The following is a 12,790-nucleotide window of genomic DNA, read 5'->3' on the forward strand; positions in this document are numbered from 1 at the left end:
GGCATGGTCAGCGTCCGATCGCGGCCTGGACGTCGGCGACCGTCACGGTACGCAGCTCGTCGAGGCTGGGTCGCTGGCCGGACTGGCGCAGTCGCTGTGCCTGTGCCTTGCGTACGCCCTCGAACAGCTTGCGTGCCTCCCGGGCGTTGCCGAAGTTCTCGTCGCGCTCGATCGTGCCGAAGTGCTGCCGGAGCACCTCGGACGCCCCGTCGTCCAGAAGGTATTCGTCGCCGGAGGCCATCCGCTCCACGATGACGACCAACTGCTCCGGCGAGTAGTTGCCGAACTCGATCGTCCTCGCGAAACGGGAGGCCAGACCGGCGTTGGCGTCGAGGAACGTCACCATGTCACCGGTGTAGCCGGCGGCGATCACCGCGATCTCGTCCCGGTGGTCCTCCATCAGCTTGACCAGCGTGTCGATGGCCTCCTGGCCGAAGTCGCCGCCACTGCCGAAGGACCGGGAGAGGGTGTACGCCTCGTCGATGAAGAGCACGCCGCCGCGCGCCTGTTCGAACGCTGCGGCGGTCTTCTCGGCGGTGTGGCCGAGATACTGCCCGACCAGGTCACGGCGGGACACCTCGCGGAACGAGCCGCCGGGCAGCGCACCCAGCGCGGCGAGCAGCTCGCCGTAGATGCGCGCCACCGTGGTCTTACCGGTGCCCGGCGCACCCGCGAAGATCAGGTGATGGCTCACCGCACCGACCGGCAGCCCGGCGCTGCGTCGCCACTCGTTGACCTGGATCTCGTCGATCAGGGCGCGGACCTCTTCCTTGACCGACTCCAGGCCGACCATCGCCTCCAGGTCGGCGAGCAGCTTCTCCACCCGCGCGGTGTCCTGCGGAGTGGCGGCGCGGGCCGCCGCCGCACCGAAGGCCGCCTGCCGGTTCACCCGGCCCTCCACGATGGTCGGTGAGGCGCCCTCGGCGATCTCGATCGCCGGTTCGGCGGTGTTCTCGGTGGTGCACTCGGTGACCGAGCCCTGGCAGCCCCGGCCGAAGGAGACCGCCGGGCCACGGGTGTCCCGGATCCGGCAGCGGCGCAGCACCGGTGCGCTCTGGTGCACGACGGCGATCCCGGCCTGGCCGGTCTGCGAGATCTCGCACGCCTCGATGGTGGGCTTGCCGTACTGGTAGATGTAGATGCCCCGGTTGCCGCAGCGGGTGACGGTGGTGGTGCGGATCGTCGGGGCGGCGCCGATCCGCACGATGATGCCGTCCTCGGCGAGATCGGTGAACTCGCAGCCCTCGACGCTGCCCTCGGAGTCCTCCACCACCAGGCCGTAGCGTCCCCCGGTGACCCGGCAGCGGGCCAGGTTGAACTCCGACCGACCGGCGACCTGGACGGCAGCGCCGAAGCCGGCGCTCAGCTCGCAACCGGTCAGCGTCAGCTTCGCCCGGTCCGCCACCACGACCGGCGCGTCACCGGCCTTGAGCACGAGGTCACGCAGCTCCAGACGACCGGAGTTGCAGGAGACCGTCGGGTACGTCCCGGAGGAGGCGTCGATGGTGACCGTGCCCGGCCCCTCGGCGGCGACCACGGTGGCGCCACGGTCGTTGACGAACAGCGCCTCGTAGTAGGTGCCGGGGCTGACCGCGACGACGGTGTCGTCGCCCGCTGCCGCCAGCGCCTCACCGATGGACGGGTAGGCGCCGGCTTGGTCGGTCGAGACGAGAAGGGTGCGCGTCATGGCTCCGGGGCTTCGTGCGGCGAGCAGGCGGGGGGTCGGACCGACGATATCCCAGCCGCTCCACCGAATGTGAGCCCCGCACGCTCTTGCGACATGCAGCGCGCCTGGCCGGGATGACGCAGACCGGGCCGCGCCGCAGCGCCGTCGCTGGTTAGGCTCGGCGAGCGGTCCCGGCCGGTCGGCCCGGGAGACGACGACCTCCGGGAGGACGGATGACGCAGCCGCGGATGCTGCCGCTGGCGGCGGGTGCGCTGCTGGCCGACGGCACCGTCTACACCCACACCTCGGTACGCGGGGACACACCGCCGGACCTGCACCCGGTGGTCCGGCGCTTCCTGCACGGGTTGCCGGTCGACCAGCGCGAACGCTTCGCGGGCTGGTGCGCCGAGGCGGTGCTGGTCTCCGACCGCCTGTACGCCGCCGAGCAGGGTGGGCCGCCGATCGAGGCGGCGCGGGCCCGGGCGCTGCTCTGGGGCGCGAAGGTGCGGGTGACCCGGGTACGCGAGGAGGGCGACCCGCGCCACGGCGAGGTCCAGCCGCCCTGCCGATCCTGCGCCGCGCTGCTCGACTGGTTCGGTATGGAGGCGTTGACGTGACCGGACGATTCCCCGCCCTGGTGGCCGAGGCTCTGGCCGAGGCGGGCTGGTCACCCGACGGCCGCGACGACGACCGGGGCCGCGAGTGGGGGCTGCGCATCGCCGCCCAGGCCAGCCCCGGCGGCCGTCAGCACGTGATGACGGCTGCGGCCATCGCCGCGTACGCCGAGTTCGGCGGGTTGCGGATCAGCCCACGGGGCGACGGCGAGCAGATCGCGCCGAGCGAGTTCCACCTGGACCCGTTCCTGGTGCGGCAGTCGGTGGAGACGCTCGCCGAACTGGCCGAGGCGATCGGCGTGCCGCTGAGCCCGCTCGGCGAGGAGGGCGACGGCACCGGCATCCTCGCCGTCGACGAGCAGGGCCGGGTGTTCGTGCTGGACCACACCGGGGACTGGTTCCTCGGTGCGGACCTGGACGAGGCGATCACCGGTCTGGTGCTCGGTCGGCAGCCGCAGCGGGTGAACCGGGACGGCGGCTGGTGACCGACCGCCAGCCCACCGCCGACCGGCAACTCACCGACCGGCAGCCCACCATCGACTGGCAGCCCAGCACCGCCACCGAGCGGGCGATGCTGGCCGCCGCCGAGGCCGACGACCGGGCGGCCTTCCTCGCCGCACTCGCCGACGGTCCGCTGCTGCTGCCGGTGTCACCGTCGGCGGCGGCCGGTCTGGAGCCGGTGGCCTGGCCCACCGGCACCCACGACGGGATCACCCACGTGCTGGCCTACACCTCGGCGGCAGCCGTCGCCGCCGGTCTACCCGGCCGGTCGGTCAGCTACCACGTGTTCGGGCTCGCCGACCTCGCCGTCGACTGGCCCGACGACGCGTGGATGCTGGCCGTCGACGCCGGGTTGCCGATCGGGCTGCGGCTGACCGCCGAGGAACTGCGGTCGGTCGCCGCGCCGGTGGTCGAGGCGGAACGACCGCTGCGCGAGGCGATCCGCCGACAGGACCCGAACGCGCTGATGTCAGCACTGTTCCGGGCCGAGTTGGTGCTGCCGCTGCGCCCGGACGGCCCGGTCACCCGGGACCTCTCCGACCCGGAGTTCCCCTGGTGGAGCCTGCCCGACGAGCAGGGCCGGACGAGCCTGCCGGTGTTCACCTCGGAGGCGCGGATGCGGCAGGCGTTCGGTGAGCACGACCTGGTGGTGATCAACAGCCTCCAGCTCACCGACCACTGGCCGGACCTCTCCTGGCAGTTGCTGCTCAACCCGGACACCGCGCTGGCGGCGGCGTTGCCCGGCGAGGCGTTGCTGAAGCTGCGTGAGTGGGTCGGTGAGCTGCGGCAGGTGATCACCGAAGCGACCGAGGAGGAGCAGCGTCGCCGCGAGACGGCCGCGTACGCCGAGCCGTCGCGCCGGGGCGTGCCGGTGCCGCGTACGCCCTCGGAACCCGAGGTCGACGAGGGGCCGGACCCGGACGTACCGCTGCTGCTGCAACTGGTCATCCCGCACCGCTACCTGCCGTCCTACCTCGACGACGGGTACGACCGGGCAGCCGGGCTGGTGCACGCCTGGCACGGCCCGGGACGCGACACCCCGGCACGGCTCTACCGCCGCCTCGGACTTCTCGGCGAGGGCTCGCCCTTCGAGGAGGGCGACGAGTGGGTGGCGGTGCTGCGCTGGCCGCCGGGCGAGACCACGCCGCCGGAGTGGGGCGAGGGCGGGCCACGGATGGAGTCGCTTGTCGTACCGGACGGCACCGCGCTGCACTGCCTGCACCAGGACGGCCGTGACGAGCTGCTGGCCCGCTTCGACGCGACCGCCCGACGCTGGTCCCCGGCCTGATCAGGCGCGGCGACGGGCGAACCAGGCGCGGGCCGGCGGGCTGCACACCAGGGCGAGCGAGACGCCCGCGAGGCCGCCCACCACCAGCGGGGTGACCATCGTCGGCTGGAAGGTCAGCTTGCCCTGCGCCAGCAGCGTCACGATGACGACGACGAAGATCCCGAAGGTGAAGCCGGCCGGCACGGTCAATCCGGCCGCGCCGTCGCCCTGCCAGGCCATCATCATCCCGAGCGAGGCGAGGAACACCACCAGCAGCGCGAGCGCGAGGACTGCGCCGCCGATGCCCACCACCAGCAGCCGACCGATCCCGGTGCCCTCCGTGCGCAGCATGGCCAGGAAGAAGGCGACCCCGGCGACCAGCCAGACGACGACCGCAGGCACCATCAGCAACACCGCGAGCGTGACCACGGGCGGGCGCGGCGCGGCCGTCCGTTCGGGGCCGGGCATGACGGTCGGCTCACCCTGGGCACCCGGGGACGGAGCCGCCGCTGCCGACCCGGCCACCGCCGGGCCGAGGATCGGGGAAGGGGCCGGCGCCGGGTACGGGCCGGAGACCGGCGGGGGGCCGGGAGGCGGGTACGGAGATCCACCGGTGGGCGGCGACGTCACGGGTTCCTCCTCGGGGCACATCGGTCAGCCCGGCGGCCGACGCCAGACCGAGTCGTCGGCGGGCTCGTCGGAGTCCGGTGCACCGGATGGGACGTGCCTCCCGGGTGCCGGTCCGACGGGTGCGGGTCGGTCGTCGTCCGGGACGGCCCTGCCCCGACGGGCGCGACGCAGCAGCACGACGGCCGTCACGACCCCGACGAGGAGCACCAGGATCCCCACCCAGACCAGGACCACGACCATGGTCTCCGCCGGGCCGGGCCCCTCGACGGCACGGGCCGCCGCCAGATCCGCGTCGAGGTCCGGCTCGGTGGGGGCCGGTACGTTGCGGCCCCGGCCGTCCGGCTCACCGGTCAGGGCGGCCCGCAGGTCCAGAGCACCCCATCCGTAGTACAGGTCCTTGCCCGGGTCACCGGCGTCCCGCGTGGTCTCGAGCAGCCGTTCGAAGAGCTGGAACGCGGTCAGGTTCGGGTACTTCGCCTTGACCAGGGCCAACGCCCCGGACACGATCGCCGCCGATCCGCTGTTGCCGACGGCGGTGACGTACCGGCCGCCGGGAGCGGCCTGGACGATGTCCTCGCCCGGCGCGGCGACGTCGACCTCCTCGGCCGGCAGCGCCGCCTCCTTGCTGATCACGCCGGCCCGGTCGGTGCCGTTGACGGCGATCGCGCCGGGGTGCCGGGCCGGGTTACCGATGATCGCGTCCTTGCGGTTGCCGACCGCGGCGACCACGACGACGTTCCGCTGGTACGCCCGGTCCACCGCCCGGTTCAGCTCCTCGCTGTGGCTCGCGCCCAGCGAGACGTTGACGATGTCCGCGCCGTTGTCGACCGCCCAGTTGATGCCGGCGGCGATCGCGGTCGGCGCGATCACGGCGGCACGTGGACTCTTGATCGTGACCGGCAGGATGCGGGCCTTCGGCGCGACGCCGAGTACGCCGTCGCGGTTACCCGGTCCGTGTCCGTGCCCGGCGATCAGCGAGGCCATCCCGGTGCCGTGCCGCTCCCGGTCGACGCGCCCCTTGGCCTCGTCGTCATAGAGGTCGACGCCGGGCACGACGTTGTCCTTGAGATCCGGGTGTGTCGCGTCCACCCCGGTGTCGATCACCGCGACGGTGACGCCCTCGCCTCGGCTGATCTGGTGCATCTCGGCCAGTTCCAGGGCCTGGACGTGCCAGGAGTCGTCCCGGGTGGAGTCGGCCAGCGCGGGTGCGGCGGGCACGACCAGAGCGGCCAGGACGCCCACAGCGGTCATCGCCACGGTGGTCACCGGTCGGGTGAGGACTCGCATACCCGTCAGCCTTCCGCTGTGGGCCGCCGGGTTGTCCGACGGCGAGGAACGTGGACGGTCACCGCATGGTACGGGCCGGTCACCGGAATTCCGGTGACCGGCCCGCCGCTGCTCAGGCCTGCCCGAGCGCCCGTCCCTGCTCGCGAGGGCGCTGCTCGGCCGGCGCCTCGACCACACCGACCGCTGACGACTCGGTGACCCAGAGTTCGTCGTCGCCCTCGCCGTACTCCCAGGTCTCCTGCTCCCCGTCGCGCGCCTGACCGGTACGCGGCTTGGGCGCCGAGCCTCCGACGCGGCGTCCGCCGAGGGAAGGTGCCGGGCCGGTGGTCGGAGCCGGGCGGGCGGCGCCGGTGCGACCGGTCAGGCAGGGCCGGGCACCGGTGCCCGGAGTGGGCTTGCCGGAGGACGGGGCCGGGGGCGTGGTGCCCCGGCCACCCGGAGCGGCACCCGCCTTGGGCGGCGTGCCCGGTGCGGTGCCGCGCTGGCCGCCGAGGCTCGGCGGCGGCGAGGTGGCCGGACGGCCGGGGGCGGCACCCCGCTGGCCCGGACGGGCCGTGGAGCCCGGCAGTTGCGGGCTGGACGCCGGCGGGGTGGGTGCACCGGTCGGCCGCAGCCCGCCCGGTCGGCCCGGACGTGCACCCGGCGCGCCCGGTGCACCGGTGTTGCCCGGCAGGGTCGGACGGTTCGGCGCGGGACCGCGCTTGCCGCCCGGAGGCGCTCCGGCGCCGTTACCCGGTCCACCGGCTCCAGGAAGCGTGGGACGGTTCGGTGCCGGCCCTCGGCTGCCCGGCGTGGTGGGTCCACCGGCGCCCGGCAGCGAGGTGCGGGGTGCGTTCGGTCGACCGCCCGAGCCCGGTTGGTTCAGGCCCGGGTTGGCCGGACGAAGTCCGGGACCCGTCACCGGCGGCGGGGCCGGGCCGGGTGCGACGGGCGTGTTCGGCGTGTTCACCGGCGGTGGTGCGGCCGGCGGAGGACCGGCCGGGGCGACCGGAGCCGTGGTGCCGGCGAGGCTGACGCCGTCCGGCGTACCCGGCGGCGGAGCGGCGGGTTCGGTGGGCCGGTCGCCCGTGTTCGGCCGGTTCGGCATGTCCGGCCGGTTCGGGCGGGCGCCGTTGAGCGAGGGCGCGCCGGGGCGACCGCCCGGTGGTCCGCCCGGCCCGGTGGGCCGGGGAACACTCGACTGGTCGAAGAGCACGGCGTCGGTCGGGCCCTTGAACTTTCCGCCCCGGGAGATGTTCGTGATGTACGTGTCGATGTAGAAGTCGGCCAGCGGCTTGACGATGTTCTTGGCGCGCTGGTGGTAGTCCTTCTGGACGTCCTCGTACGACCTGCCGTTGTTGCCGGTGACGCCGGGGATCCAGTCCACCAGGTCGGAGGCTTGGAAACCCTGGTCGTTGGAGCGCCGTTCGCCCTGCCGGACCTGCTCGGCCCGGTACTCCTCCCAGAGGGTCTTCATCTCGGTCTGGGTGGTCTTGATCTTGCTGGCGAGCTGCTCCAGACCGGTGGCGTTGTTGCTCGCCACGGTCTTCCACTCGTCCAGCGAGTGCAGCGTCGCGCCGACCCGGCCCATGAAGACGCGGGCGGCCGGCGACTGCCACTTGGCGTCGAGCGAGTCCGCGTGGCGCTTGAGGTTGTCCCGGGTCGACTGGAGCAGACTGGCGGCGCGTCGCCACATCTCGGCGAGCGCGGTCGTGCGTTCGTCGCTCTCCTTGCGGACGTACTCCCACATCTGCTCGATGTTCACCGAGTCCCACGAGGTGGGTTCGTACGGCGTGGACTGGGCGGCCCGCTCGGCCGCGTAGTCGTCCGACACCCCGGAGTACATGTGGTAGCTCGGCGGCTGCCAGCCGTAGTAGTCGCTCATCCCCGCTCCTCAGGTCCCACGTTCCGCCCCGCCGTCACTGCAGACTCGACTGGTCCAGTCGGAGATCCTCACCGTGCATACGCTCGCTGTCGCCCGGGATCACGTACGCGCCGGGACCCTCGCCGACGACCTCCCGCTGTGCCCACTCCGGCGTCTGTTCCCGCTGGTCACCCGTGGGGCAGGAGTCCATGCCGTAGTAGGGGTTCATCGGCGCGGGGTTGGCGGCCTCCTGAGGAACGGTCCCGGCCGGATCGTCGGCGTTGCCCTCCTGCCAGGCGCCGCTGAGCGTCTCCTGACCGTCGACCCCGTGGAACGCATTGAGGACGTCGTCGTTGGTGGCCTGGGCGAGCGCGTCACCGGTCAGGTACTCCGCCGAGATGGAGATGGCGGCGGTGCTGAGCGCGACGAGTCCCTTCATCGCGTCGCCCATCAAGTGGGACACCGCCATCCGGCTCTCGTCGTGCCGGCCGCGGAAAAATGCGGCCTCCTTCATCCCGCCGCCGCCGAACGGCGCCTGCACGGTGAGCATGGGTTGCAGGCCGCCCTCGAAACTGGGCCGGAAGTTCTCGTCCAGCTCCTTCTGGATTGCCTGCGCAAAGTCCTTGAGCTGCAGGATGTCGACGTTGATCTCCTCGTCGACGAGCCACTCGTCGCCCATGTCCCTCCCCCGTTCACTCACCTGGCACCGGCGCGGCCGGCCGCTGCCTCCCAGTGAGGGCCGGGCCCTGCGCCGGAGTCAGCGCCTGCGGCTTCGCACCCGGGGCGACGGTCCCGCAGCCGCGCACGGTAATCCACTCTGGCCGACGGTAGCCCGTCCGGGCAACCCCGTACCGCGCTCAGGAACGCGGTGGGAGGTGCACCAACTGCACCAGCCGGGTCCCGCCGCGCCGGGACACCAGCCAGCCCCGGCCGGGCGGTAGCGGCCCGGGACGGACGGTGCCGAGCAGCACCCCCTCGTCCCGGTTGCCGGACATCACGATGCCCGGCGTGCTGATCTCCCGCAGCCGCATCAGCACCGGCTCGTACAACGCCCGGCTCGCGCCACCGGTGCGTCGGGCGATGACCAGGTGTAGGCCGATGTCCCGGGCCTGGGGCAGGAACTCCAACAACGGGGTCAGCGGGTTGCTGCCCGCGCCCGCCACCAGGTCGTAGTCGTCGACCAGCACGTACAGGTCGGGGCCCTTCCACCAGTCGCGGGCCCGCAGCCGTTCCGCGCTGATGTCCGGCGGTGGCAGCCGGTCCCGCATCACCGCAGCGACCTCGGTCACGATGCCCTCGGTGACCTGTGCCGTCGAGCCGTACCCGATCAGGTGCGGCGAGTCGATGTCACCGAGCAGGCTGCGTCGGTAGTCGACGAGGACCAGCCGTGCCTGGGTCAGCTCGTTGCGGTCGACGATCGTCTGCGCCAGCGACCGCAGGAACGTGCTCTTACCCGACTCGCCGTCGCCGAACAGGATGAAGTGCGGGTCGGCGGCGAAGTCCAGGTGCACCGGTTGCAGGTCCACCTCGGCGATGCCGATCGGCACCCCCGGCCGGCCGGTGTCCGGCAGGCTGCCGTACGGGACCACCGGCGGAAGCAGCCGGATCGGCGGGGCACCCGGGCCCTGCCACGCGGCGGCCAGGTCGGTGACCAGCTTGCGTGCCCCCTCGGGCAGGGTCTCCGCCTCCTGCGAACTGTCGGCCCGGGGCAGCGCCGCGAGGAACTGCTGGCCGTCCGGCGTGATGCCGCGTCCCGGCGACTTGTCCGGCACGTTCATCGCCGCCCGGCGGTCCAGGTTGGAGTCACTCGCGTCGGCTAGCCACAGCTCCAGCCGGGTGCCGAAGACGTCCCGGACGGCCGGACGCAGGTCCATCCAGCGTCCGGCGGTGACGATCAGGTGGATGCCGAAGGAGAGCCCACGGTTGGCGATGTCGTTGATGGTGGGTTCGAGGTCCTCGAACTCCGACCGCAGCGTGGCCCAGCCGTCGATGACCAGGAAGACGTCGCCGAACGGGTCGTCGTCGTGCTGCCCGTGGCGACGTGCCCGCCGGTACTCGGACATCGAGTCGACGCCGCGCTCGGCGAACCGGCGCTCCCGTTCGCCCATCAGCAACTGCAACTCGGCCACCGTACGCCGCACCAGACCGGCGTCGAGTCGGGTCGCCACCGAACCGACGTGCGGCAGCTCGCGCAGCGAGGAGAGCGCGCTGCTGCCAAGGTCGAGGCAGTAGACCTGGGCTTCCCGAGGGGTGTGCGTCAGGGCCAGCGAGGTGACCACCGTACGCAGCAACGTGCTCTTGCCGCTCTGCGGACCACCGACGATCACCGCGTGACCGGCCGCCCCGCCCAGGTCGAACCAGAGCACGTCCCGACGCTGCTCGAACGGCTTGTCGACGATGCCCACCGCCACCTGCAACTCGCCCAGCAGGCCGGCGTGCGCCACGGTCACCCCGCGCGCCGGGTCGGCGGTCAACGGCGGCAGCAACTGGTCCAACGTCGGCGGCTCGGCCAGCGGCGGCAGCCACACCTGGTGGGCGGGCTTGCCCCGACCGGCGAGCCGGCCGACCAGGATGTCCAGCACGCTCTCGCCGACCCCGTCTAGCGGCTCCGGCTCCTCCTCCGGCTTCGGCGTCCGGGTCACCGGCGGGGCGACGTAGGCGGTGGTGTACTCGCGTACCCGGTCCCCGCCGTCACCGGCCGCGACCGCAGCGGCGGTCTTGCTCCGGTACGCGCCGGAGACGTACGCGGCCTTGAACCGCACCAGCGGCTCGGTGCCGAACCGCAGGTAGCCGTGACCCGGCGACCGAGGCAGCTCGTACGCGTCGGTGGCGCCGAGCACCACCCGCGACTCCATCGCGGAGAAGGTCCGCAGACCGATCCGGTACGACAGGTGGGTGTCGAGCCCCCGCAACCGCCCCTCCTCCAGCCGTTGGCTGGCCAGCAGCAGGTGCACGCCGAGCGAGCGGCCGACCCGGCCGATCTGCACGAACATGTCGATGAAGTCGGGCTTCGCGGTGAGCAGCTCGGAGAACTCGTCACAGATGATGAGCAGGCTCGGCAACGGCGACAGCGGCGCACCCGCCGCCCGGGCCTTCTCGTAGTCCCGCTGCGAGGCGTAGTTGCCGGCGGCCCGCAGCAGCTCCTGCCGGCGGACCAGCTCGCCGTTGATGGAGTCGGTCATCCGGTCCACCAGCGGCAGCTCGTCGGCCAGGTTGGTGATCACCGCGCTGGTGTGCGGCAACCCGTCCAGCCGGGTGAAGGTGGCACCACCCTTGAAGTCGACCAGGACGAAGTTGAGGCTCTCCGACGAGTGGGTCGCCGCCAGCGCCAGCACCAGCGTGCGGAGCAGCTCGGACTTGCCGGACCCGGTCGCGCCGATGAGCAGCCCGTGCGGACCCATGCCGTCCTGCGCGGACTCCTTCAGGTCCAGCTCCACCGGCCCGCCGTCGGTGCCGATCCCGATCGGCACCCGCAACTTGTCGCGGTTGGGTCGCGGCTGCCAGGCCCGGTCGACGTCGAACTCGTACGGGTCGCCGATGTCGAGCAGGTCGGCCAGGCCCAACTCGCTGGTCAGCGGGGTGTCGCCGCCGCCCCGCGAGGCAGCCGACAGGCGCAGCGGAGCCAACTGCATGGCCAACGCCTCGACCTCGGCCGGTCGGCAGTCGTCGGCCCGCCCGATCTCCGCCGGCCCGTCCACCGTGACGCTGTCCAGCTTGCGGTCGGCCGACACCTCCAGCACCAGCCGCGCCCGGTCGAGCAGACGCGGCGCCGGGGTGGAGAGGTCGAGCAGGGTCACGCCCTCCACCCCGCCCTCGGTCATCAGGTGGTCCGAACCGGCGGTGTCACCGCCGTCGACGACCACCAGCACGTGCGGCCCGGAGACCTGCGGGCCACCGCCGCTGGCGTTGAACCGGGGCCGGCTGGCGAGTACGTCGTCGAGCATCGCCTCCAGGCCGGTCACCGAGGGGGACACCAGCCGCAGTTGACCCAACGCGTCGGTACGCGACGGGTGCAGGGCGTGCGGCAACCACTTCGTCCACTCCCACTCGGCCCGCCGATCCGGCGCCACACAGATGGCGATCAGCATGTCGTCCGGTGCGTGGAACGCGGCGGCCTGGGCCAGCACCGCCCGGACCATGCCCCGCGCGGCCTCGACATCGCCGCGCAGGTGCACCCGGGCGAACCCGTTCAGGGCCATGGTCACCGGCAGGTCGGGCACCTCACCGTAGGTGGTGAGGAAACGACGCAGCGCCAACGCGCACATCGGCTCCAACTTCTCCAGCGACGTGGCCGGCGGCGGCACCAGGGGCGTGGCCAGCTCCTGCGGGCCCAGGCCGATCCGGACCGTGCCGAAGTCCACGTCGCCGCGCCGACGCTCCCACAACCGCTGCCCCAACGGCAGTGACCAGAGGATGTCCGGGTCCGGATGCCGATAGAAGGCCGCCTCGCGCTGCTTGCGGATCGTCTTCAGCACCCGGCGACGCTGCCGTGAGAGGTGCGTCATGTACTCCCGGCGTCGCTGGAGCATCTCCTGCTTACCCGGCCCGCCCGCGTTGTTGCTCAACTGCGAACCGAGCATGCCGATGGCGGAGAGCCCGAACAGGCCACCCGTGACGTACCCGAGCGTCGACCCGCCCCGCCCGGCGAACATCAGGGCCATCGCGAACGAACCGGCGAGCATCGGCAGCAGCATCATCATCTGCCCCCACGCCTTACCGGTCGGCGCCGGCACCTCGGGCGGCGCCTCCAGGAGCACCTCGCCGGAGGGGTACTCCGGTTCCGGCTGTCGGGCGGGTCGTTTGACGACCACGGTGCTCACGTGACAGACCTCCGTTGCCTCTCGCGGGCGTGGTGCGTACGCCCGACACCCCCGTGCGCTCGGCCGTCGCGGAGAACCGGCACCCGCGTCACCGGCACATGGTAGGTAGCCTTCTCCCGTCAGGACAGCCGCGGGCCCATCGGCCCGCTCCTCGTACCGAGG

Annotated in this window: 9 protein-coding genes; 3 read left to right on the forward strand and 6 right to left on the reverse strand. The window is 72.8% G+C overall.

Going from position 1 to position 12,790, the window contains the following annotated elements; genetic code table 11:
- Positions 1–7 precede the first annotated feature (7 nt).
- On the reverse strand, positions 8–1,687 hold the full coding sequence (locus tag ABT008_RS25465; RefSeq protein ID WP_350699118.1) for a right-handed parallel beta-helix repeat-containing protein: 1,680 nt from the start codon (positions 1,685–1,687) through the stop codon (positions 8–10).
- Between the two features lie 212 nt (positions 1,688–1,899).
- Between ABT008_RS25465 and ABT008_RS25470 the strand changes: the two genes are divergently transcribed.
- From ABT008_RS25470 to ABT008_RS25480, 3 genes are all read left to right on the forward strand, one after another.
- Positions 1,900–2,283 (forward strand): YwqJ-related putative deaminase, encoded by a 384-nt coding sequence (locus tag ABT008_RS25470; protein WP_350699120.1) that lies wholly within the window; start codon positions 1,900–1,902, stop codon positions 2,281–2,283.
- Positions 2,280–2,765, forward strand: a complete 486-nt coding sequence (locus ABT008_RS25475) for an SUKH-3 domain-containing protein (RefSeq protein ID WP_350699122.1) — start codon at positions 2,280–2,282, stop codon at positions 2,763–2,765. The genes ABT008_RS25470 and ABT008_RS25475 overlap by 4 nt, the downstream gene beginning before the upstream one ends.
- An 86-nt stretch (positions 2,766–2,851) precedes the next feature.
- The gene (locus ABT008_RS25480; protein WP_350699157.1) at positions 2,852–4,069 is read left to right on the forward strand and encodes an SseB family protein; all 1,218 of its coding nucleotides are present in this window, start codon (positions 2,852–2,854) and stop codon (positions 4,067–4,069) included.
- Here the strand turns inward: ABT008_RS25480 and ABT008_RS25485 are convergent, their stop codons facing one another.
- The 5 genes from ABT008_RS25485 to eccCa all read right to left on the reverse strand — a co-directional run bounded on the left by ABT008_RS25485 (position 4,070) and on the right by eccCa (position 12,628).
- Positions 4,070–4,678 carry a hypothetical protein gene (locus ABT008_RS25485; RefSeq protein WP_350699124.1) on the reverse strand — a complete coding sequence of 203 codons (609 nt, stop codon included), beginning with the start codon at positions 4,676–4,678 and terminating at the stop codon, positions 4,070–4,072.
- 24 nt (positions 4,679–4,702) lie between these two features.
- Entirely contained in the window at positions 4,703–5,965 is a 1,263-nt protein-coding gene (mycP, locus tag ABT008_RS25490) for a type VII secretion-associated serine protease mycosin (protein WP_350699126.1), read from the reverse strand.
- A gap of 112 nt (positions 5,966–6,077) precedes the next feature.
- Positions 6,078–7,829, reverse strand: a complete 1,752-nt coding sequence (locus tag ABT008_RS25495) for a WXG100 family type VII secretion target (RefSeq protein ID WP_350699128.1) — start codon at positions 7,827–7,829, stop codon at positions 6,078–6,080.
- Between the two features lie 34 nt (positions 7,830–7,863).
- Positions 7,864–8,487, reverse strand: coding sequence for a hypothetical protein (locus ABT008_RS25500; RefSeq protein ID WP_350699130.1), 624 nt, complete (start codon positions 8,485–8,487; stop codon positions 7,864–7,866).
- Positions 8,488–8,665: 178 nt separating this feature from the next.
- The gene (gene eccCa, locus ABT008_RS25505) at positions 8,666–12,628 is read right to left on the reverse strand and encodes a type VII secretion protein EccCa (protein ID WP_350699132.1); all 3,963 of its coding nucleotides are present in this window, start codon (positions 12,626–12,628) and stop codon (positions 8,666–8,668) included.
- Between the last annotated feature and the right edge of the window lie 162 nt (positions 12,629–12,790).

This window comes from Micromonospora sp. NPDC002389 (genome assembly GCF_040296095.1).
In the GTDB taxonomy this organism is placed as follows: domain Bacteria; phylum Actinomycetota; class Actinomycetes; order Mycobacteriales; family Micromonosporaceae; genus Micromonospora.

Coding starts and splice junctions, on each gene's coding strand:
- ABT008_RS25465 (WP_350699118.1), bottom strand. CDS start 1,687: ATGACGCGCACCCTTCTCGTCTCGACCGACCAAGCCGGCGCCTACCCG.
- ABT008_RS25470 (WP_350699120.1), top strand. CDS start 1,900: ATGACGCAGCCGCGGATGCTGCCGCTGGCGGCGGGTGCGCTGCTGGCC.
- ABT008_RS25480 (WP_350699157.1), top strand. CDS start 2,852: ATGCTGGCCGCCGCCGAGGCCGACGACCGGGCGGCCTTCCTCGCCGCA.
- mycP (WP_350699126.1), bottom strand. CDS start 5,965: ATGCGAGTCCTCACCCGACCGGTGACCACCGTGGCGATGACCGCTGTG.
- ABT008_RS25495 (WP_350699128.1), bottom strand. CDS start 7,829: ATGAGCGACTACTACGGCTGGCAGCCGCCGAGCTACCACATGTACTCC.
- ABT008_RS25500 (WP_350699130.1), bottom strand. CDS start 8,487: ATGGGCGACGAGTGGCTCGTCGACGAGGAGATCAACGTCGACATCCTG.